The organism is Puniceicoccus vermicola, assembly GCF_014230055.1.
Lineage (GTDB): Bacteria > Verrucomicrobiota > Verrucomicrobiia > Opitutales > Puniceicoccaceae > Puniceicoccus > Puniceicoccus vermicola.
Window position 1 is genome coordinate 196356 of the sequence record NZ_JACHVA010000053.1, and the last position, 19864, is coordinate 216219.

Annotated in this window: 19 protein-coding genes; 8 read left to right on the plus strand and 11 right to left on the minus strand. The window is 55.5% G+C overall.

The genetic code is table 11. The annotated features are described in order from the left end of the window. Window positions 1-131: 131 nt before the first annotated feature. The 6 genes from H5P30_RS06935 to H5P30_RS06960 all read right to left on the minus strand — a co-directional run bounded on the left by H5P30_RS06935 (window position 132) and on the right by H5P30_RS06960 (window position 4825). Window positions 132-851 (minus strand): pirin family protein, encoded by a 720-nt coding sequence (locus H5P30_RS06935; protein ID WP_185692219.1) that lies wholly within the window; start codon window positions 849-851, stop codon window positions 132-134. Between the two features lie 23 nt (window positions 852-874). Further along, complete coding sequence (locus tag H5P30_RS06940; protein ID WP_185692220.1) at window positions 875-1312, minus strand: DoxX family protein; 438 nt, start codon at window positions 1310-1312, stop codon at window positions 875-877. A 50-nt stretch (window positions 1313-1362) separates the two neighbouring features. Continuing rightward, window positions 1363-1812 (minus strand): MarR family winged helix-turn-helix transcriptional regulator, encoded by a 450-nt coding sequence (locus H5P30_RS06945; RefSeq protein ID WP_185692221.1) that lies wholly within the window; start codon window positions 1810-1812, stop codon window positions 1363-1365. A gap of 90 nt (window positions 1813-1902) precedes the next feature. Next, window positions 1903-2703 (minus strand): heme ABC transporter ATP-binding protein, encoded by an 801-nt coding sequence (locus H5P30_RS06950; RefSeq protein ID WP_185692222.1) that lies wholly within the window; start codon window positions 2701-2703, stop codon window positions 1903-1905. Next, complete coding sequence (locus H5P30_RS06955; protein WP_221774304.1) at window positions 2700-3821, minus strand: FecCD family ABC transporter permease; 1122 nt, start codon at window positions 3819-3821, stop codon at window positions 2700-2702. Before H5P30_RS06955 ends, H5P30_RS06950 begins: the two co-directional genes overlap by 4 nt. A gap of 5 nt (window positions 3822-3826) precedes the next feature. After that, complete coding sequence (locus H5P30_RS06960; RefSeq protein ID WP_185692223.1) at window positions 3827-4825, minus strand: heme/hemin ABC transporter substrate-binding protein; 999 nt, start codon at window positions 4823-4825, stop codon at window positions 3827-3829. 75 nt (window positions 4826-4900) lie between these two features. On the opposite strand from H5P30_RS06960, the gene H5P30_RS06965 reads away from it, so the two are divergent. The 4 genes from H5P30_RS06965 to H5P30_RS06980 all read left to right on the plus strand — a co-directional run bounded on the left by H5P30_RS06965 (window position 4901) and on the right by H5P30_RS06980 (window position 9109). Further along, a complete protein-coding gene (locus tag H5P30_RS06965) occupies window positions 4901-5953 on the plus strand; it encodes a hemin-degrading factor (RefSeq protein ID WP_185692224.1) in 1053 nt (350 codons plus the stop codon). Window positions 5954-6062: 109 nt separating this feature from the next. Then, the gene (locus H5P30_RS06970) at window positions 6063-6740 is read left to right on the plus strand and encodes a hypothetical protein (RefSeq protein ID WP_185692225.1); all 678 of its coding nucleotides are present in this window, start codon (window positions 6063-6065) and stop codon (window positions 6738-6740) included. Window positions 6741-6836: 96 nt separating this feature from the next. Beyond that, complete coding sequence (locus H5P30_RS06975; protein ID WP_185692226.1) at window positions 6837-8168, plus strand: InlB B-repeat-containing protein; 1332 nt, start codon at window positions 6837-6839, stop codon at window positions 8166-8168. Window positions 8169-8221: 53 nt separating this feature from the next. Further along, complete coding sequence (locus tag H5P30_RS06980; RefSeq protein ID WP_185692227.1) at window positions 8222-9109, plus strand: type II secretion system protein; 888 nt, start codon at window positions 8222-8224, stop codon at window positions 9107-9109. Window positions 9110-9419: 310 nt separating this feature from the next. Here the strand turns inward: H5P30_RS06980 and H5P30_RS06985 are convergent, their stop codons facing one another. Then, window positions 9420-11075, minus strand: a complete 1656-nt coding sequence (locus H5P30_RS06985) for a Na/Pi cotransporter family protein (protein WP_185692228.1) — start codon at window positions 11073-11075, stop codon at window positions 9420-9422. Window positions 11076-11228: 153 nt separating this feature from the next. Then, window positions 11229-12272: a 3-deoxy-D-arabino-heptulosonate 7-phosphate synthase gene (locus H5P30_RS06990; RefSeq protein WP_185692229.1), complete on the minus strand. Its 1044-nt coding sequence runs from the start codon at window positions 12270-12272 to the stop codon at window positions 11229-11231. Window positions 12273-12389: 117 nt separating this feature from the next. Between H5P30_RS06990 and H5P30_RS06995 the strand changes: the two genes are divergently transcribed. Continuing rightward, complete coding sequence (locus H5P30_RS06995; RefSeq protein ID WP_185692230.1) at window positions 12390-12737, plus strand: helix-turn-helix domain-containing protein; 348 nt, start codon at window positions 12390-12392, stop codon at window positions 12735-12737. 48 nt (window positions 12738-12785) lie between these two features. Here the strand turns inward: H5P30_RS06995 and H5P30_RS07000 are convergent, their stop codons facing one another. Further along, window positions 12786-13262, minus strand: coding sequence for a Crp/Fnr family transcriptional regulator (locus H5P30_RS07000; protein ID WP_185692231.1), 477 nt, complete (start codon window positions 13260-13262; stop codon window positions 12786-12788). A gap of 312 nt (window positions 13263-13574) precedes the next feature. Between H5P30_RS07000 and H5P30_RS07005 the strand changes: the two genes are divergently transcribed. Beyond that, window positions 13575-14165, plus strand: a complete 591-nt coding sequence (locus H5P30_RS07005) for a hypothetical protein (RefSeq protein ID WP_185692232.1) — start codon at window positions 13575-13577, stop codon at window positions 14163-14165. Window positions 14166-14194: 29 nt separating this feature from the next. Here the strand turns inward: H5P30_RS07005 and H5P30_RS07010 are convergent, their stop codons facing one another. Further along, on the minus strand, window positions 14195-14869 hold the full coding sequence (locus H5P30_RS07010) for a spermine/spermidine synthase domain-containing protein (protein ID WP_185692233.1): 675 nt from the start codon (window positions 14867-14869) through the stop codon (window positions 14195-14197). Window positions 14870-15015: 146 nt separating this feature from the next. Between H5P30_RS07010 and H5P30_RS07015 the strand changes: the two genes are divergently transcribed. Then, the gene (locus tag H5P30_RS07015) at window positions 15016-15699 is read left to right on the plus strand and encodes a hypothetical protein (protein WP_185692234.1); all 684 of its coding nucleotides are present in this window, start codon (window positions 15016-15018) and stop codon (window positions 15697-15699) included. Between the two features lie 167 nt (window positions 15700-15866). Here the strand turns inward: H5P30_RS07015 and H5P30_RS07020 are convergent, their stop codons facing one another. After that, complete coding sequence (locus H5P30_RS07020; protein WP_185692235.1) at window positions 15867-16322, minus strand: MarR family winged helix-turn-helix transcriptional regulator; 456 nt, start codon at window positions 16320-16322, stop codon at window positions 15867-15869. A gap of 89 nt (window positions 16323-16411) precedes the next feature. On the opposite strand from H5P30_RS07020, the gene H5P30_RS07025 reads away from it, so the two are divergent. Next, window positions 16412-19846 carry an MFS transporter gene (locus H5P30_RS07025; protein ID WP_185692236.1) on the plus strand — a complete coding sequence of 1145 codons (3435 nt, stop codon included), beginning with the start codon at window positions 16412-16414 and terminating at the stop codon, window positions 19844-19846. Window positions 19847-19864: the final 18 nt, after the last annotated feature.

Below are 19864 nucleotides of genomic sequence, written 5' to 3' on the forward strand. Positions count from 1 at the left end.
CCCAATTGTCTGTTGCTTCCCGTAGATCGAACTGCCTCAGGACGGCACTTTTTTCGTAAATAAAAGGCCGCGCTCGGGAAGCGCGGCCTTTGGGAAAATTACGATCCGGATTCTTCCGGAGGTTTGACGAATCAGCTGAGAGGAACGCTGAAGACAAGAACTTCGGCCGGGTTCTCACTCGGGTTGCTTATCGTGAGGGAGGTGGATTCGATTCCTAGGCTGTCCCCAGGCTGCAGGGTCTCACCCGCGGTCTCAATGGAGCCGGAGAGGATGAAAATCCATTGACCATTGAGCGGCTCTTCCGTTTCGAGTTCGATGCTCGCGCCGGGTTCGAGCACGACTGATCGCAGTTCGGACGGATTGCGAATCGCCATCGAATGATTTCTGCCATCTCCCGAGAGGACTAGTCGCCACTCGTTCGGTTGAGAAGTCAGCAGTTTTCGATCTTCATAGCGGGGCGCTAGACCTTTTTCGGTCGGCTCGATCCATATCTGAAGAAAATGGGCCGCTTTCGATTTGGAGGGATTGAATTCGCTGTGCACGACTCCGCTCCCCGCGGACATGTATTGGATTTCGCCGGGTTCAATGATGCGCCCATTGCCGAGGCTGTCCTTGTGCTGTAGCTGACCCTCGATGGCGACGCTGACAATTTCCATGTCGCGGTGCGGGTGAGGGGGGAAGCCATTTCCTGGCTCGATCCAGTCGTCATTCAGGACTCGCAGTGGACCAAAGCCCATTCGATCAGGATCATAAAAGTTCCCGAAGGAGAAACTGTGACGACTGTTCAGCCAGTCGATTTGGGTGTGACCCCGTTCGTTTGAACGGGTGAGAATGTGAGCGGTCGTTTTCATCAAGACCTCCTTGGTGTGAAGTTCTATACCTTTTTCGCGGTGAGGATGCGATCAACCGAAAGAGATCCGGCGCCGCCGATGGCCAGAGTCAGGCTCGCGAGGAGGAGGGTCAGGGCGTATTCCATTCCTTCCGGGAGGAAAAAGGCTCCGGCATGAGCGGTTGCGATCGCGACGGCCATGGTTCCTACCAAGGCTAAGCCAGCAATCCGCGTGGCGAATCCAATGATGAGAAGAATGCCGCCGATGAATTCGGTTCCACCGGCCAATGCCGCCATCAAGATACCGGGTTGGAGGCCAAGCTGCTCCGCGAAAAAGTTTCCGGTGCCCCGGAGGCCATAGCCGCCGAACATACCGAAGAGCTTTTGCGATCCATGGGCAAACATTACGGCTCCGACTCCTAGACGAAGTGGGATGAAGGCCAGAGTGTTACGGGTCGAGAGGATGGTGGATTTGATGTTCATCGTGGATAGTGTGCATCGGGAAATAACTTGATGTCAAGTTAAATGGCGGATTAGCCTTTCTTCGCTTCGGCTTCCACGCCGATTTTGCGAACGAGGGTGCCAAACTGATCTTTTTCTTCTTCGGTAAAAACGGAGAAGAGCTCGTCGAGTCGTTGAGAATGCTCGCGAAAGCTGCTCTCGATTAAAGAGCGGCCAACTTGGGTGAGTTCGACCCGCACTACTCTTCGGTCGAGATCGTCGCGGATTCGCTCGACCAACCCTTTTTTCTCGAGGCGTTGAACCGCGGTGGTAATAGAGCCACTCGTCAGAAGAACTTTTTCGCCAATCTCGTTCACGGGCATCGAACCTTTGTGGAGTAAGAGTTCCAGGACGGCGAAGTCGGTGAGAGAGCCGCAACCCACTTTCTGGATGCTCTCACGGTCGAAGCTCATGATGGAGTGAGAAGCTTTCCAGAAGAGAAGAAAGAGGTGTGTCCCGGAATTGCGGTAGATTTTGGTCATCAAAGGAATTCTAGAGTAAGAAAAGGCTTGAGGTCAAGGTAAGTTGGGGTGGCGATTCTCTAATCGCCCTGTTTTGGGGTCGTTGGAAATTTAGGATAAGGGACTCGTGGGACCATCGACGGCGAGGAGCTGATGGTGGTCTGATTCGACCCAGTGGGCGTTCACGTGGTAGACGTCTTGGATCAGCTCGGGGGTCAGCACTTCGCTGGGGGTGCCTTGGCCGGTGACCATGCCCTCTTTGAGGACGGTGACCGTTTCGGCAAATCTCATGGTCTGATTGAGATCGTGCAGAACTAGAAGTACTGCGGCTCCGTTCATTGCCCATTCCCGGGCAATGGCAAAAACTTGATGCTGGAAAGTGAGGTCAAGGCTTGCCGTCGGCTCATCCAGGATAAGGACGCTGTTCTCAGGTTGCCCCAATTGGGCGAGAATGCGGGCGAGGTGGACTCGTTGCTTCTCGCCTCCCGAGAGGTGGAGGTAGCCTTCATCGGCCCGTTCCCACAAGCCGACTTTCTCGAGGGCTTTCTCGATAGCGGCGGTGGTTGCGACCTTCGATTCCCGGTAGGGGAGCCTTCCGATCTCTACAACTTCGCGGATGGTGAACGGGAAGGTAAGCGATGAGGTTTGTGGGAGAAAGGCGCGGCGTCGGGCGAGGTCGGAGCTTTCGTATTCAGCTAAATTTCGGCCATCGAGCGCAACGCTTCCAGAAGTCGGATGGGCTTCCCCCGTCAGGACGCGGAGGAGGGTGCTCTTGCCCGCGCCATTCGGGCCCACGATAACGTGAATCTTTCCCCGTTGCAGGGTGAAATCCACATTGCGAAGGAGGGGCTTGGCGCCAGCGCGCATGCAGATGCCCTCGGCACGGAGGATCTCTGGAGGTGGTGGGTTCATAGGCCGATCGAGGAAGCTCCTTTCCGCGCTTTGAGGAGGAGAGCGAGGAAGAAGGGGCCTCCGATGAGCGAGGTGAGAATTCCGATCTGGATCTCGGAAGGAGCTACTGCGGTGCGGGCGAAAACATCGGCGATGAGGAGAAGGATCGAGCCGAGGAGGGCGCCGGCCGGTAGCAGGAGTCGATGGTCTGGACCAAAAACGGTGCGAATCATGTGGGGAACGACGAGACCGACAAATCCAATGATCCCGCAGAAGGCCACGGTGATTCCGACCATCAAAGCGCTGAGCAGGATGACCGCCCGCTTCACTTGATGCACCTGAATGCCGAGATGGAAGGCCTCCGCTTCTCCGAGGAGGAAGGAGTTCAGGGCTCGATCATACCGGAGGGCGAAAAAAGCGCAGGGAATGATCAGGATGGTTAGGTGCAAGGTTGACGTCCAGTTCGAGCCAGCGAGGCTTCCGAGAGTCCAAAAAGTGACGCTGCGCAATTGGTCGTCGGTGGCGAACATCGTAACGAGGAGTCCGACGAAGGCTCCGCCGATCGCGTTCGCGGCAATGCCAGTCAGAAGCATCGCCGGGACATTGATTCTGCCCCGGACGAGAGAGATGCGGTAGATCGTAAAAGTCAGGCCCACGGCTCCGGCCATGGCAAAAACCGGAAGTCCGAAATGATCGAAGAAATCGACGAGGGCCTGCGGTGTCTGGATATTTGCCTGGGCAAGTCGTGTCAGTGTCAGTGGCAGGAGGACCAAAGCGAGGACTCCCCCCATTGCGGCCCCACTCGAGACGCCGATGAGTGCGGGGTCGGCCAGTGGGTTGCGGAAGAGCCCTTGGAGGAGCGCGCCGGACAGAGAGAGTGCGGCACCAACGAGAATTCCCGAGATGACCCGCGGGAGGCGAATCTCCCGGATGACCACCTCTTGAAGGCTGACTTGAGAATCTTCGCCGTCTCCGGTCAGCCCGGTCCAAACTTCTTCTGCGCTCGTCGAGACCGCTCCGCTGCCCAGAGACCAAAAGGCCACTCCGACCAGGAGAAGGCTCAATGCTGCCAAGACGATCCAGTGCTTAGCGCGTCGATTCGGTGTGCGGCGGGATTTGGATGAATCGGTTGAGGACACAGGAATCACGGTTCTCTCTGGGCGAGTTGATTCCCCGCGGGTGGATTCGCTTGTTCAGAGAGAATCTGGTTCCACCTCAAGGCGGCTTCACCCAGACGGGGGCCAAAAGTCAGATCATCAAGGGGAACTCCGTAGACCGCTTCATTTTGAATTGCGGAGACCGATGAAAGGGCGGGATTGTCGCGGAGAGCCTGAATCGTTTCCGGTGACGCCCCGTGCCCAGGCGAAATGCCGCAGATGATCACGTCCGGATTCATCTGGATGACGCTTTCAAGGGAAACTGGTTGAAACCCCGAAAACTCTTTAGCGGCATTGGTTCCGCCCGCCAACTCGATCAGGGTCGCCGATCGGGAGTCGCTCCCTCCAGCCATTCCTCCAGTCGATGCGGTCGGAGGATTGAGGAAAAAGAGGACCGTTGGCTTTTCGCGACTCCAGGATCGAGCCTCGGACTCGGCCTGGCTGAGCTGGGACTGGATGGTTTTGAGCAGAGCTTCTCCTTCCTCTGGTTTTCCCAATTGTTGAGCGACCTCCGACACAGACCGCTCAAGATCCTCCACGGTCTTGGGATCGGGAAGCCAGAGGGTCGGGATGCTGAGTTCTTCCATTATTTCGCGGGCAGCCGGCGGGCCAAGGGCGCCAGTCGCGATAATCAGTCCGGGATCCTTAGACAGAACCCCTTCCGGAGAAATACTCCGGACGTAACCCACTTGAGGGAGTTGCCGAACCTCTGGCGGAAAGGTGCTGGAAAGGTCGACTGCCGCAACTTGGTCGCCTGCGCCGAGAGCAAAGACAATCTCGGTTGCCGCTCCGCCAATGGTAACAATGTTTGTCGGTGAACCCTTGTCGGAATCGATCTGGGTCTCCGAAGATGAGAATTCGGGAGAAGATTTTTTTTCACCGTTTTCGCTGCACCCGAAGAGCAAGGCGATGGCTGCACAGGCTCCTAGAATGGGGAAATTACGCATGAGACGAGCACAATAGCTCTGCTTGTGAGAATGAGACATAGTTGCAATAAATCTCTATGAGGGCTTGACGGGGCAAGAGTAAAACGCTACCGAGTCTCAACATCACAAAATTTTATGGAAACCATTACCACTCTCCGCGACCGATATACAGCTCTCAAACAGGAGGAGCCCCGTCTACGCATTCGCGATGCGGCCACTCGTCTTGAAGTGGGAGAGGCGGAGCTCGTGGCTTTGGACTGTGGAAACTCGGTGACCCGTTTGGACATCTCCGATTGGCACTCGTTTATTCGGGCGCTCAAGCCACTGGGAAAAGTGATGGTGTTGACGCGCAACGAGTTTTGCGTCCACGAGAAGACGGGGGAGTATGAGTTCATTCCTGAAAGCGGGGCACACGTGGGACTGGTGACGGGGAAAGACATTGATCTGCGCCTCTTTTACAAGAGTTGGGATTCTGCGTTTGCCGTGGAGATCGAAAATCCGCGGGGCGGCATGATGCGTTCTTTCCAGTTTTTCGATTCGGCGGGAACGGCGATTCACAAAGTCTATCTTCGGAACGAGGAAGGCTTGAACGAGTTCCGGTCCTTGACCGAACGCTTTCGTGCCGAGGATCAGGGGGATTCTCAGGTAACGGCTCCGTTGAGCAAGAGCTCTTCCGATATCGAGCCGACTGAGGAAACCAAAGAAGCGTTGATTGCCGATTGGTCGGCCCTGGAGGATACCCACCAGTTTTTCATGCTTCTGCGGAAGCACAAGATCAGCCGCTTGAACGCGATCCAAGTGGCTGAAGGCCATTTCACGCAAAGAGTCGGGAACGATGCGGCGGCTAAGATTTTGGAGGGGGCCGCCGAGAAGGGCGCCCCGATCATGGTTTTTGTCGGAAACGAGGGCGCGATTCAGATTCACACCGGTCCTGTGCAAAAAACTGCCCGCATGGGAGATTGGATGAACGTCATGGATCCCGGTTTCAACTTGCACCTCCTCGAAAGTGGCATCGCCACTTCCTGGATTGTGGAGAAGCCCACCAAAGACGGTACCGTGACCTCCCTCGAGGTGCTCGATCAGGAAGGGGAAACGATCGTCCAATTCTTCGGCGAGCGTAAGCCAGGCAAGCCGGAGCGCGAAGACTGGCGAGACCTGTTGGCCGACCTCATCGCCGAGCAGGCCTAACACTTTTTAAGGAACATCACCGCAAAGACAGAGAATTCATCAGATAGGAAAATGAGAATGAGTCCCGGTATAACTAGTGCCGGAGCAAATGTCTATCAATCGATAAAGTATGAAAATCAGTAAATCACTTCTTCTCGCGGCCGCCACTGGCTTGGCCGCTTCTTCCGCGGCGAATGCGGTCGTGTTGGCAGATGCCGATTTCGACACGTATTCCTATGTGTTCATGGGAACCAATAATACCGGTGCGCCAACTGTGAACGTTTCTCAGTATAGTGGAGCGGGTCATTTCACTTTTGGTGTTATCTCCTTTGATGTTTCTGAACTGTCGGTAAGCGGCGACAAGTATCTATCACTGCAAGCTTCCGGATATCCCGATGGGTCAATGGGACCTGGATCCGTGCCGATCGGGACAGGAACTGTCAATGTTGGAGTCTTAGGCGAGTCCTACTCTGACTACTTGGACAGTGGCGACAAACTGGCATGGTTTAATTCCAATGTTCTGACGTTAACTCCTGTTGGCGAAATGACATTCACTAATGGCGGAGTTTCCTCCATGGATGTCACGAGCTCGGTCAATGACTGGATCGATTCTGGGTCGAGCAACTATGGTTTCGTCTTTTGGACAACTGACAATGCAGGGGTCCAGATTGTTTCTAGCGATGCAACCTCGGGTTACACACCGGCATTGACCTCCAGCGCAGTTCCTGAGCCCGAAACTTTTGGAGCCATCGCTGGTGCTCTTGCTCTCGGGTTGGCGGTTTGCCGCCGCAGAACATCGAAAAGCTGAACCAGCTGAAGCAAACCTACTCGCATTCGTCTACGGGGAGTCGTTGCAGTTCAACGACTCCCCCTTCCCATCTCCGCCGAACCTTTCTTGGATCTCATGAAAAAATTCATTTTTCTAGTGGCACCCTGTGTGACGGGTTTTTTCCTTCACGCAGATTATGTTGAACCTGACATTCCTCAGGATGCGGAATATTCGGTGGGGATTTGGTCTGCTTTCTTTGCAGGTGATCCCTACTACGGAGATCCGATTACGGCGAATTGGGATCTGCCCGAGGTGGGGGAGCTCGTCGACCCGTTTCCCGCAGGGGAAGGGAATCTCACCGATGATGGATTTGATGAAGATGCGCTTCTTCTTCAGACTGGGCTTGATTCGGGGGTTATTATCTCGGGTTCGGGCGGACTCTATAGTTTTGGTGGGCCGTCGGCCTTCGTGGTGCACGACGCGCCGACATTCGATGCGAAAACGATCCTGTTTCAAGTTCGTTCGATTGGAACGGTGCCGGATATTGACTCGGCTCACCTTTACTATCGGGAATCGGATTTAGGACCGCTTCTCGACGGTGGGACACCAGACGGAAATGGATTTCTTATTGGGACTTCGGAAACCTACACTTCTTGGGAATGGGATACCTCAGAGTTAAGCATATTTGACTACTTTATCGCTTTCTCGAGTGAGGAAAGTAGTATGAGTTTGAAAGGCGCAATGCTCATTTCGATGGACGAAGTGATCAATAGCATTGGGAGGGCTCTCCGAGTCGAAACAACTTCAGTCTTCAAGACCGTGGGCTCAGTCGAGCATCATTTGTATGGGGAAACCGAGCCCCAAGAAAGCTATGAAGTTGATGATGTGATTGAGATTACGGCGATTCCGGAGCCGGCCTATGGGTTCGAATTCGTCGGTTGGGCTGGTTCGGCTTCGGGAACTTCTACAACGACTACTGTGGTTATGGAGGAGGATACCGTTGTACGCGCGGTTTTCGCACCAACCGACTTTGAAAGTTGGGCGGATAATGAGGTAAATAACTACGTAACTGACCCTCCGATCAACACTCGCAATGCTCCGGAAGATGATCCGGACGAAGACGGTTATAGCAACCTCTTGGAATACGCCCTAGGGGGTGCGCCGGAATCTGCGGCGGATTTTGCTGAAATCCAACCGATATCCTCGGTGGATGAAAGTGGATACTCCCAACTTTCTTACCGTCGTCAAATTGCCGCCGAGGATTTAGTCTATCGCGTCTTGGTTTCCGAGGATCTGGAGACCTGGAACTATAACGGAGACGGTACTGGGTTTATCTATACGGAAGAGCTACCAGATCCGGTCTTCAATGACGACGGAACCGAGACCGTCACCGTTCGCACCCTCGAAACTCTCGCCCCGGGAGAAGCACGCTTTCTGCGCCTCGAAGTAATCCACCAGCCTGAATAATCCAGCGAATTACTATGCGCATGCACTCGAATCCAAATCGTTATTCTCTCGGGATGAGACATCCCAACACTTCGGCCTCGGCCGCCAATGTCCGCCACGCGAAGCGAAAAGGTTTTTCGTTGGTAGAGATTCTCGTGGTCATTGCCGTGATTGGAATCCTCGGCGGCATCGCGGTTGCCGGGGTGGAAAAAGTTCGCCAATCCGCACAGACCTCCGCGGAGACGTCTGCGGCACGGCAAGTGATCCAAGCTTATCTGATGACGCCCATTGATAACAAAGGAAGATTCATGATGGGGTATGGGGACGCGGGAAAGACTCTCTATCCGGAGGGGTTTTCACCGATCACGAGTGACGCCGAAGACGCCAAGCGCTATCCGCTCCGGTTGGCTCCCTTGCTCGAGAACAATTTGCAGACTCTCTTTGCGGGGAGAGATCTGCGATACTATCACGAAGTCGCCTCGAAAAGCCCGTATGCGGCGAGTCTCAACCCATCGTTTGGGATGAATAGTGTTTTCGTTGGTGGGCATTGTGATGGCCGTATTTACGATCCGGGGTATGAGCCGGGTAGATGGAGTCGGGATCAAACCAAAATGCCCAACAGTTTCTGGGTGCTTCGCCCGGCAGATGCGTATAGCCCGTCCAAGCTGATTGTCTTTACTTCCTCTCTCTATTCTCCTCCGGCAGACTATGGAGAACCAGTGGGGTTTTATCGGGTCAATCCGCCGAAGCTGCCGACTGGCACTTCCTGGGGAAGTTATAATCCAGACATTCCTGCGAGTATGGGCTATGTATCTCTTGAACATGGAGGCCGGACAGTGGCGGCCCACTTGGATGGTCATGTCGACCTCCTCGATGGGGAACAGCTTCGCGACATGCGGCGGTGGTCCAATCAAGCGGCCATATTCGACGATCCGAATTTTTCTGATTGGACGCGTCAATAGGCTCTTTCTCTTGTGAGGTTGATCTCGCGCTTCCTATCTCCGGAGCGGAAGCGCGATGGCGCTTTCGACAAGGTTGAGGCGAGCTTTAAGAGCGGAAAAGGGAAGTGGTGAGTCCTGGGAAAGGGAGCGTCCGCTTTCGCAGCCGTCGGCGAGTCTCTCGGGGTGCGACGCTCTCGCAGTGGGGCAAGGCTTCAGCCTTGCCCGCGCACAACGCCGATGGATCCTTGCGACCGGAGTCAATCCTTCCTCCGTGCCCATCGATTCGTCACTCGCCGCCCCATCTCGCAAGCGGATCGATTCTCGCCGGAGCTTATCCGCGGCGGCAGAGACCTTGCATGATGTTGAAGAGATCGCTGTTGACGGCCTTGAGGTAGTTGAGGAGATCGATCGTCATCATCCCACTGTCGATGTCGCCGTTACGGTGCATGATCTGGGTCTGCTTCTGGCGTAGGGCCTTGATCGAGTTCTTCACCCCGTCGCGGTATCGAATGGCGGTTTCCATGGAGGCGACAGAGGTTTTCTCTTGGGTGGCAAAGTGGACGAATTGAATGAAGTCGCGCAGGTGCCGCATGAGGGCGCGGAGTCGTTCCTCCATGCTCGGCTCGATGATGATTCCTTCGCGGGAGCGGCGATCGGAAATCTGTGCCAACCGATAGCAGGCATCGCTGACTTCCTCTAGCTCGGCGATCGTCATAAAGAGGACGGTGACATCATCCGCTTTCTCCTCACTGAGTTTGTTGGTCGAGCAGTGTGTGAGGAATCGGGTGATGTCGAAAGCGAGGTGATCGCAATCTTCCTCCAGTTGGGCCGCTTTCTTAAACCGGCCTTTGCCTTTGGGGCCGGGATTTTCGAAGAGGTCGACAAAAATGTCGAAGATCTCCAGCCCCATCTTGGCGAGGCGGGAGGTTTCGAGTTCGGCTTCGACGACGTTGAGGGATCCGGTGGAGGCGGCTGTCGTCGAAATATGTTCGAAGCGGACGGTCGACGGCTCGGGATCCTTTCCGATCGATTTCACCAGCCGCACCAAGAGAGGAGTGAAGCCAATGAGGACTGAGACGTTGATCACGTTGAAGATCGTGTGGAAGGCGGCGAGGTAGACGGCGATCCAAGCCGAGGGGTCCGATACCACCCCGGGGACAAACTGCACCACCAATTCGGAGAATGGACCGAATAGGGCAATGACCCAAATGACGCCGAAGATGTTGATGAAAAAGTGGAGAAGGGCGGCCCGTTTCGCATTCAGATTCCCCGCGAGGGCTGCCAGGTTGGCGGTGATCGTGGTCCCGATGTTTTCTCCTAGAACGATGGCTGCCGCCAAATCGTAGCCGATCCACCCTTTGGCGGCCATGGTGATGGTGATCGCCATCGCCGCGGAGGAGCTCTGGACGACAATCGTGAGGAGAACACCGAGTCCGACAAAAAGGAGGACCGACAGCATTCCTTGGGCAGAATGGTCCGAAATGAAAGAAAGGAGAGGGGAGTCGGGAGATACCTCCGGAACCGATTCCTTCAGGAGGCCGAGGCCGAGGAACAGAATTCCGAAACCGATCAAGCATTCGCCAAAGTCCCGCCAACGTGGTTTGCGGCCAAAAAGAATCAGAGCCATTCCGATTCCGGCGAGTGGGACCGCCATCGAAGTGATGCTGAATTTGAAACCGAAGAGGGAGATGATCCAAGCCGTCATCGTCGTCCCGATGTTCGCACCGAGAATGATCCCCGCCGATTCCATCAGGGTGAGGAGCCCTGCGTTGACGAAGCTCACCACCATCACCGTCGTGGCTGAGGAGGACTGAATCAGGGAGGTGATCCCCACTCCGCAGAGAAGCCCGCGAAAACGGTTTTTGGTCATGGACCGCAAAAACTCCCGGAGCTGGTGTCCGGAGAATTTTTGCAAGCTCTCACTGAGCATCCGCATCCCGAACAAAAAGAGTCCGAGGCTACCGAAAATCGCTAGAAAGGTTCCCATTTGGGGAAGACTGCACCGAAAGATCGGTCTGTGACAATCCTGTAACGGTCCTTCGACGCAGAAGCAGTGGCTCGTATAAGCCCTAATGCCGATCGTTATCCGGTGGGCCGGGAGGGCGACCGAGAATTCTGCCCGGAAACGGAGGGTTGCTGGCTAGTCTTGGGTTGGCTCGTGGATGAGGTTCCACAGAGCTCGGCACTGGCGAATCGTTTTCTCAAGGGCGGCTGGATCGAGAGCTTGCTTGGGGTCGTCGCCGATTCCCTTGCGAGGTTCGACATTGGCCTCAATGCCCAATCCATCGGCCCCATAGGCGATGGCGGCCAGGGAAGCCGCGGGCACATACGAGGCGTGCCCAGTAGAGTGGGAGGGATCGCAGACGACGGGTGCCCAGGTGCGTTCCTTGAGAAGAGGAGTGATCGATTCATCGGGATGATTTCGATATCCGTCCAGCTTCGGCATGGTGCCTCGGGGGCAGAGGAGGATGCGGGGATTGCCTTCGGCTGCGAGATACTCGGCGGCTGAGAGGAATTCGTCAGGATCCGCCATGTGGCGTCCACGCTTGAGAAGGATCCACGACCGGGTAGGAGCCGAGAGTCGCCCCACCGCTTTCAGGAGCGAGTAATTCAGAGCATTTCGGGTCCCAATCTGTAGAACATCGACCTCCGCCTCGAGGGCGATTTTAAGCTGCTCCTCGTCCATGACCTCGACGACCAGAGGGAGGCCGGTTTTCTCACGCGCTTCGATGAGAATCTCGAGTGCATTGTGATCCCCTTGGTAAGAATAGGGCATGGTTCTCGGTTTCCAAACACCGCCCCGGAGTAATTGGGCCCCGGCGGATTTGACGGCATCGGCAGTCTCCAGTGTGAGCTGTGGATTTTGAGGATTGACGGTGCAAGGGCCGGCGATGAAGAGGGGCTCCTCACCGATGGGAACACCCCCGAGCACCAAGCGCTGATTGGCCAACTCGGAACTCTTGTCCAGCAAACGATAGGAGGATTCGATATGATCCACCCGGGCGACATAGGAGAGTCCGATGAGGCGGTTAAACATCAGCTCGTGACGCTCATCGCCAAGGATGGCATAGATGTTCCGATGGGCTCCGACGATTTCCTGAATCCGGCAGCCAAATTCCTCCACGATTCCCGTAACTTCGCGAAGTTGTTCGGGGCTGAGGCGACTCTCCTTGGGTATAATCATCTTTCTCGTCTAGCTCGGTCTCCGAGGAAGGGCAATGCCAGAGAGTTGGAGATACGCCGTTGTCCGGATCGTTCTCGGAGCTTGACGAAGGGTCAGTTTTTGAGCAAAAATCTACACATGAAACCTAGGGATGAATCGCTCTCCAGAGTTGAGCAGGAAATTGGAGGTTTTGTTCGATCCAAGCGGAAGGCTGCCGGATTGAGTCAAGAGGCACTGGCTGAGCGATGCGGAATCGTCCGGAGAACCCTCTTCAGCCTCGAGGCCGGCGAAGGCGGAAACCTGCGAACACTCCTCTCCGTCTTAGCGGAACTGGGAGAGTTGGAGAGTGCGACCCGAAGCTTCAGCCTGAGGCCTCCTACCAGACCTGCTCCAGAAGCTCCTGAGGCCGCGACTGCAAAAGAAGAAGAAGAAGAAACTCCCAAGGCTGGAAATCCGTGGGTGATGACTGATCACGCAGTCCTTTAAGGATCGGGAAGCAGGCCCTCTTTGCGTAGATCGAGTCCGGAAGGGCGGTTACTCTTTTTTTCGCAAGAGTAACGCGTCGGTATACTGCAGTTTGCGAGCGAGATCCCGGGCCATGTTGAGAACGAGATGGAGGAAGATTTCGGGCTCTTCCTTGTGAAGCTTCAAAAGTTTCGCCCGAGAGAGACTGACGAGCCGGGTGTTCTCTGCCGCGACGAAGGTGGCGGTTTCATTGATGAGGGCAAGGAGAGCGGCTTCTCCGAAGCAATCACCAACGTGAAACTGACGTTTTGAGATCAGGTCACCATGGTCAGAGATCAGGAGGTCCACTTTGCCCTCTTGGATGATGTGCACATGCGAAGGAACCTCCCCCGGATGGGCAATGGACTCGCCTTGAGAGAATTCCGCGACCTCAAGTCTTGGGAATATCCGTTCCCGCTGGTCCGCGGTGAGGCCTCCCAGAAACGAAACTTTGGGAAGTATCTCAGAGATCAGATCATGATCCGTAAGTGGGGCGAAGGGATTCATGCTTCCTCCCAAACGAGCCACAGAGGCCCTTGGCGTCAAGCCTAGGGAATCGATTTATAAAGTTTAGGGATGCCGAAATAGGCGTAGCTGAATTGAATTTATATAACAGAGGTAAAATCATTGACTCGAGGCGGGCCCCGTCTTTCTGAGGAGGTTGATACTCCGAATTGACACGGACACTTGCCCCGAATCACAATTGAAGGGATGTAGATCCGCTGGCTCTTTTCGTCAGAAACGCTTTTTCCTCGCGCCCTCACTGGAGGTTTGAGGACAATGGTAGCGGTGAGGAGGATATGCTTAGGTTTCATCGGGTTGCTCGTCTCAACTGGCTTTCTTGCTGCGGAAGAGCGGCAGGGACACGGACTGGTTTTTGAGCAACAGATTTGGAACCATCTGTTCCAGCGTGGGTATACCGATGAATGGGACATTCCCGGTGAGGCGAATTTGTATCATCGGGGCCTTCCGATTTCGGTGAAGTATACGCAGTGGGGTTCGAGCATTTATCTCGGGGATGCGGTCAGACAGCGATCAATCGATATCCCTTTTGAGATGGTTGTCGGGTTTCACGAAACTGTGGAGGGGGAGAAACGGACGGTCGCGATCTGCGATTTGGTGTTCACTCCGGAACAATGGGCGGCCGGATGGGGCGATGTGACGATTGAGGAGCTCGAAGCTTTCGCCGAGAAGATCCATGAAGGTTCGGTGGAGGAAGCGCAGGCGTTTGCGCGGGTGCGGGCGGCGGAGCTGCGAGAGAAGTCGCCGGTTTTCAGTATCAATCCGAAGATCAACGAAGACCAGCGGAGGATTCAGTGCTCCGTGCCGTTTTCCGTCTTCTTCCGGGAATGGGTGGGGGAGGAGCCGCAAAAGCAGCAGATTCTCGAGCTCTGGGGACGGGAGCTCTAGCCGGGGTATTCGGATCTGAAAGACCTGGGTTAGGTTCGGTCGCCGACGTAGATTCGGTAGGCGGCCCGCTTTGCGTTTTCGTGCACCTTGGCCGGAATTGACCGGACGTGGAATTCGGCTCGCTCCATGCGTTCGTGAAAAAATTCGTCTTCACCCGCGGACCAGACCGCGACGCGGCCTCCGGGTTTGAGAGCGGTGCGGGCGGCTCGCATTCCTTTGCGGGAATAGAGGGAGTTGTTGGAATCCTTGACCATTCCCCGGGGGCCATTGTCGACATCGAGCAAAATCGAATCGTAGGTGTTGGGGTTGGCTTTGCGGATAACGGTTTTTACATCGGCAATCTCGAGTTTCACTCGTGGGTCATCGAGCAGGTTGCCGTTAAGATCGTGGAGAAAATCGCGGTTCCAGTCGGCAACTTCCGGAATGAGCTCGACCACATGAACGATGGCGTCGGGCTGCACGGCTTTGAGCACGGTGAGAAGGCTGAAGCCTAACCCCAGTCCCCCGACCAGAATATGAGCTTTCGGGGTTTTCCAGAGCTTTTGCACGGCGATCTCCCCAAGAAGAAGCTCAGAGGCGGAGGCACGGGAGTGCATCAATTCCTGTCCGCCAAAACTGATGGAGTAGTCTCCATCCTGTTCATGGAGGATCATCGGCTTCCCGTCCGGGGAAGTGGATTCAGCAAGTTTGATGCGCGGTTTCATACCTCAAGACGGCATGGCGAATGGCTCGAAGCAACGAAATACGCCTTCAAGGGAATCTAGGGGAAAGAGGAGGGCTTTGTTAAGAATTTGTTTATAAAATAGGTTTGAGGTTGTTTCGGGCCTGAATGTTGCTACCGCTTTGAGCCATGAGATTACATCGGGCAGCTTTTTGGGGTATGGGGTTTCTCTTTTGCTGCGTCCAGAGCGGTTCTGCAGCTTTGATCGCCTATTGGGATATGGATGCCGGGACGGTTTCTGGAAAACTTCCGGCCAACGGAGGTGCACAGGCAGGATCGGTTTCTGCCAGTATTGTGGATATCGGAGCGGGTTTCAGCAACACGGTCGAAGCAGATGTTGCCGGGACGGATTTGAATCTGTCGGGTGCCGAGGGAGATCCGAATCGTGCAGTTGGTTTTTATCGGATAGGTAGCGTTTACGAGAATGGATCTTTCCGAATGGCGGGATTCGATTTCACCGGGCAGAGCGATGTGCGGATTTCTTTTGCCTATGACAGTCTCAGTGCGTTTACATGGAATAGTAATTTGCATGTCGACTATCGTATCAATGATGGACAATGGATCGACTTTGACGAAGGCCAGAGTTGGCTCGATGGCTATGTGATCGCCGACATTTCATTGCCCTCGGATCTCAACAATCAGAGTGATGTGGATATCCGCATTCGGACGAACAATTGGTTATCCTCTTACGGCCACCTGGATATCGACAACCTCCAGGTGAATGCGGTGCCGGAGTTTTCCCAGGTGGGCCTGGGTCTGGCTCTGGCGGCTTTGCTCGCGGTGGGCTCTCGCCGTCGCCGACAGGTTACCTAAGTCGGCTGATCGAAACCTCGATCGATTCGTTTCGGCCCGCGAAGTTTATTCCGCGATTCAAAAGATGACTTCACATTGAGCCCCGGTCGGAGCATGTGGCCATCGCTCGAGCTCTAGCCCACCGGGAAGAAGATCGGAGCCACTGAAGACGCACCGGAGAGAACCTTCTACGGGGCTTGTTCGGATTCAATTGCCTCGAGTCCTGCCCGCAGTTTCTGCAGTTGTTCGCGCAACACCGTAAGCTCCTTCGTCGACGGAGAGTAGGTCGAGGTCTTCACCAGTTCGGACTCTTTCGCGAGCATCTTCTGAATCAACCGATCTCCTTTCGAGGTGAGTGCGAGCAGGGTGGAGCGGCGGTGCCGAGGGTTCGGTTGCGATTCGACGAGGCCCTCCTCCAAGAGATCGTTGACCTGAGTCTGGACCACTTGTCGGGAGACCAATCGTTCGCGGGCGAGGTCGGGAACCGTCTGAGGACCTTCGCGGTCGAGGGTGAGAAGAAGGCTCCGCTTGGCGGCCGTGACCCCGAGATCGAGGTGGAGAGTGTCCCCCAGCCAGCGCAAGCGATTGTTGATCTTGCGGACCTCATCGAATAAGTCTTGGGCGGCTTCACTTCTCTCACTCATGACTCCAACTTAGATCAATCGATTTTAAATGACAACTTTATTGTCTTTTCAGGATTGACAGCAAAGTTGTCATTATTGATTTTGCTCTCATGTCGAAATCTTCTTCTCCCTTTCCCGGCACTTTTGGCTGGCACAACGCGACCCAGTTTACGGGGGCGCTGAACGATAATCTCTTCAAGCTCCTCATCATCTATGCTCTCGCGGTAGCTTGGCCGGATAAGAGCGTAGATACGACCCTGGTGGTGGTGGGCGTGCTTTTTGCCCTGCCGTTTCTGCTCTTCTTGGGCGCTGGCGGGATTCTAGCCGATCGCTTCGGGAAGAATCGGGTTGTCCGCGGGGTGAAGCTGGCGGAGATCGGGGTGATGGGTTTTGGGGCCCTGTCGCTCTTTACCGGATCCGGATGGATGATGCTGGTGACCGTTTTTCTGATGTCGACTCAGAGTGCGCTCTTCGGTCCGACGAAATATGGAATCATTCCCGAGCTGGTCGGGAAAGAAGGGATTTCCCGGGCCAATAGTTTTCTCCAGTCGGCGACCTACGCTGCGATCATCCTCGGCACCGCAATGGCTCCAGAAGTGAGTCTTTGGCTCGGTCAGAATTACGGATTCGCAGGCCTTCTCTGTGTCGGGATTGCCGTTGTGGGTTACATCTGCTCGCGGAAGATCGCCTCGACTCCGCCCAGTGGAGGCAATCGGCGTATGGCCAATTTGTTTTATCGGGATCTGGTTACAAGCCTGCGCGAAGTACACCGCGATAGTTTTCTGGCTCTCGCGGTTTGGGGCTCTGCCGTCTTCTCATTGGTGGGAGCATACGTGCAGATGAACTTTTTGGCATATGGGGAGGTTATTCTCGGGTTGGGCCGCGAGGAATCGACGCGCCTGTTCTTTCTGACCGCCATCGGAATCGGTGCAGGTGCCCTCCTCGCCGGTCGGTTGAGCCGCCGCGGGATTGAGTTCGGGTTAGTCCCGATTGCGACCGCACTGATGTCGGTGAGCTGTATTCTTCTTTTTACGACGGATGCGAGCACGAGTGTCTATCTCGCCGGATTCTATGGTTTTATCATGGGGGTCGGGGCTGGATTTTTCCTCGTGCCCATTGAGTCCTTCATCCAATTCCGAAGCCCCCCCGAGCGGGTCGGAGGTATCGTTGCAGCTTCCGCCTGGCTCAGCTGGGTGGGAGTGCTGGGCGGTGCGTTGCTTCTCTATGTGAATACAAAGTGGCTGGGGTTGGATCCGGCGCAAGGGTTCTTGGCTCTGGCAGCTCTGCTCGTGGTATTGACCGGGGTCGGTATCTGGGTCTTGCCGGACTTCTTCGCTCGCTTCTTCGTTTTTGCCCTCACTCGTTTCTTCTACCGAGTTCGGGTAGCGGGGCGTGAGAATCTTCCGGCTCAGGGCCCGGCTCTTCTCGTTGCCAATCATGCGGCGTTGATGGATGCGATCTGGATCATTTCGCTGCAGCCCAGGCGGGTCCGTTTCCTCGTCTCGCGAAAGTATCTTGAGGAGAAAGGTTGGTTCCTCCGCACGATCCTCAAGATCTCTGGGGCGATTCCGATTCACGAAGAAGACGGGCCGAAGGCGATTGCGAAAGCGCTGGCCGAGGCGCGGAAGGCGCTCGAGGAAGGGTACATCGTAGGTGTATTTCCCGAGGGCCGATTTACTCGCACCGGTCATCTCCTCCCGTTTAAACAAGGTTTTGAGCGCATTGTGAAGGGGACCGATATTCCCATTCTGCCGATCGCGATCCACGGAGGTTTTCGAACCTATGCGGGACTGGGGTTGGCCGATGAGTCGAGGTTGTTTCATCCGGGAGACTTTCGGCGTGAGGTCTATCTTTCCGTGGGTGCTGCGGTTCCTCAAACGGCCCAAGGCGCCGATCCTAAGGATCAATCTCTGGTCGACCGGGTGCGGGAGGCCGTGTCGGAGGAGATCATTGCTGCGGCCCATCTACGTCTTCAACATTCTGGGAACGCGGGTGAGCGATTTATCCGCTGCGCAAGGGCGAATCGAAAGCGGTTGGCCATGGCCGATTCCGAGGGGAAGGAGTTGAAGTTTGGCCGAGTCCTCGCCGGGGCCATTGCGTTGCGTGGATTGCTTCGGGAAGAGCTGGAAGGAGATCCTCGAGAGGTCGGAGTCGTCTTGCCTCCCTCGATCGGTGGCACCTTGACCAATCTTGCCCTCGTTCTCGATCGAAGGGTTCCGGTGAATCTCAACTTTACGATGCCCGAGGCTTCTTTTCGCTCAACGGTAGAGCAGGCCGGGGTGAAAACGGTCTTAACCGCCCGCAGGGTTTTGGAGAAGTTTCCGGATCTGAAGATCCCCGGGCGACTGGTCTTCGTTGAAGATCTTCTGGCGCGTCTGTCGACTTCCCAGCGAATCCGGGCGGGATTGATTGCGCGTCTCTTCCCCTGTTCCTGGATTCTGGGTCGAAATCCCGCGAGGGCCGATGATCCGCTTGCGATTCTTTTCAGCAGTGGAACTACGAACGAACCCAAAGGAATCGTTCTTACTCACGGCAATATTCTCTCCAATATCAATTCTTTTGAAGAGGTCGGACGCTTCCGCAAGAAGGATCGTATTCTCGGGACACTACCGTTTTTCCACTCCCTTGGGCTAACGGTTACCGTCTGGATGCCGATGACTCAGGGAGTCGCCGTGGGTTATCATTCGAATCCCCTGGAGGCTGCAAAAATCGGCGAGTTCTCGGAGAAGTTTCACCCGACGATTATCCTCGGCACTCCTTCTCTTCTTCTCGGGTGGGCTCGAAAAATTAAACCGGAATCCTTCGAATCCGTGCGGTGGATTGTCGCCGGGGCCGAGAAGTTGTCTCCGAGAATCGCCGATTTTATCGAGAAGCGGTATGGGTTGCGTCCTTACGAAGGATATGGAGCTACGGAATGTTCGCCAGTGGTGGCACTCAACGTTCCTTCGGCTGATCTGGATGGATACTGTCAAAAAGGTTGTGAGCCCGGCACGGTCGGGCGTCCGCTGCCGAATGTGCGGGTGCGTATTGTCAATCCGGACACGAGGGAGATTTTGGCGCCAGGGGAAGAGGGTCTGATCGAAGTTCGTGGGCCGAATATTTTTCCCGGATATCTCGGGGCGCCAGAGAAGTCGGCGGAAGTTTTGCAGGACGGATGGTATCGAACTGGTGACATCGGTCACTTGGACGAGGACGAGTTTCTGACTCTGACGGATCGCCTCTCGCGGTTTAGCAAAATTGGAGGTGAGATGATCTCGCATTCACTGGTGGAAAACGAGTTGCGGGAGGCTCTCGACTTTGATGCCGATCAACTTTGTGTCACCTCGGTTCCGGACGAGAAACGCGGAGAACGGCTGGTGGTTGTCGTCGTCCGTGATATGGACCTCACCTCCCAGCGTTTGTCAGAGGCTCTGAGCCGGACGAGTCTTCCCAATCTTTGGAGGCCGTCGCCCAACTCCTACGTCGTCGTGGAAAAGATCCCCCAATTGGGTACGGGGAAGCCTGATCTGATGGGGATTCGCAGGTTGGCCACCGGTGAGGAATGACGAGTCCGGTGCGCGTTC

Coding starts and splice junctions, on each gene's coding strand:
- H5P30_RS06995 (WP_185692230.1), top strand. CDS start 12,390: ATGAAACCTAGGGATGAATCGCTCTCCAGAGTTGAGCAGGAAATTGGA.
- H5P30_RS06950 (WP_185692222.1), bottom strand. CDS start 2,703: ATGAACCCACCACCTCCAGAGATCCTCCGTGCCGAGGGCATCTGCATG.
- H5P30_RS07010 (WP_185692233.1), bottom strand. CDS start 14,869: ATGAAACCGCGCATCAAACTTGCTGAATCCACTTCCCCGGACGGGAAG.
- H5P30_RS06980 (WP_185692227.1), top strand. CDS start 8,222: ATGAGACATCCCAACACTTCGGCCTCGGCCGCCAATGTCCGCCACGCG.
- H5P30_RS07015 (WP_185692234.1), top strand. CDS start 15,016: ATGAGATTACATCGGGCAGCTTTTTGGGGTATGGGGTTTCTCTTTTGC.
- H5P30_RS06985 (WP_185692228.1), bottom strand. CDS start 11,075: ATGGGAACCTTTCTAGCGATTTTCGGTAGCCTCGGACTCTTTTTGTTC.
- H5P30_RS06970 (WP_185692225.1), top strand. CDS start 6,063: ATGAAAATCAGTAAATCACTTCTTCTCGCGGCCGCCACTGGCTTGGCC.
- H5P30_RS07020 (WP_185692235.1), bottom strand. CDS start 16,322: ATGAGTGAGAGAAGTGAAGCCGCCCAAGACTTATTCGATGAGGTCCGC.
- H5P30_RS06990 (WP_185692229.1), bottom strand. CDS start 12,272: ATGATTATACCCAAGGAGAGTCGCCTCAGCCCCGAACAACTTCGCGAA.
- H5P30_RS07000 (WP_185692231.1), bottom strand. CDS start 13,262: ATGAATCCCTTCGCCCCACTTACGGATCATGATCTGATCTCTGAGATA.
- H5P30_RS06975 (WP_185692226.1), top strand. CDS start 6,837: ATGAAAAAATTCATTTTTCTAGTGGCACCCTGTGTGACGGGTTTTTTC.
- H5P30_RS06935 (WP_185692219.1), bottom strand. CDS start 851: ATGAAAACGACCGCTCACATTCTCACCCGTTCAAACGAACGGGGTCAC.
- H5P30_RS07025 (WP_185692236.1), top strand. CDS start 16,412: ATGTCGAAATCTTCTTCTCCCTTTCCCGGCACTTTTGGCTGGCACAAC.
- H5P30_RS06965 (WP_185692224.1), top strand. CDS start 4,901: ATGGAAACCATTACCACTCTCCGCGACCGATATACAGCTCTCAAACAG.
- H5P30_RS06960 (WP_185692223.1), bottom strand. CDS start 4,825: ATGTCTCATTCTCACAAGCAGAGCTATTGTGCTCGTCTCATGCGTAAT.
- H5P30_RS06945 (WP_185692221.1), bottom strand. CDS start 1,812: ATGACCAAAATCTACCGCAATTCCGGGACACACCTCTTTCTTCTCTTC.
- H5P30_RS06940 (WP_185692220.1), bottom strand. CDS start 1,312: ATGAACATCAAATCCACCATCCTCTCGACCCGTAACACTCTGGCCTTC.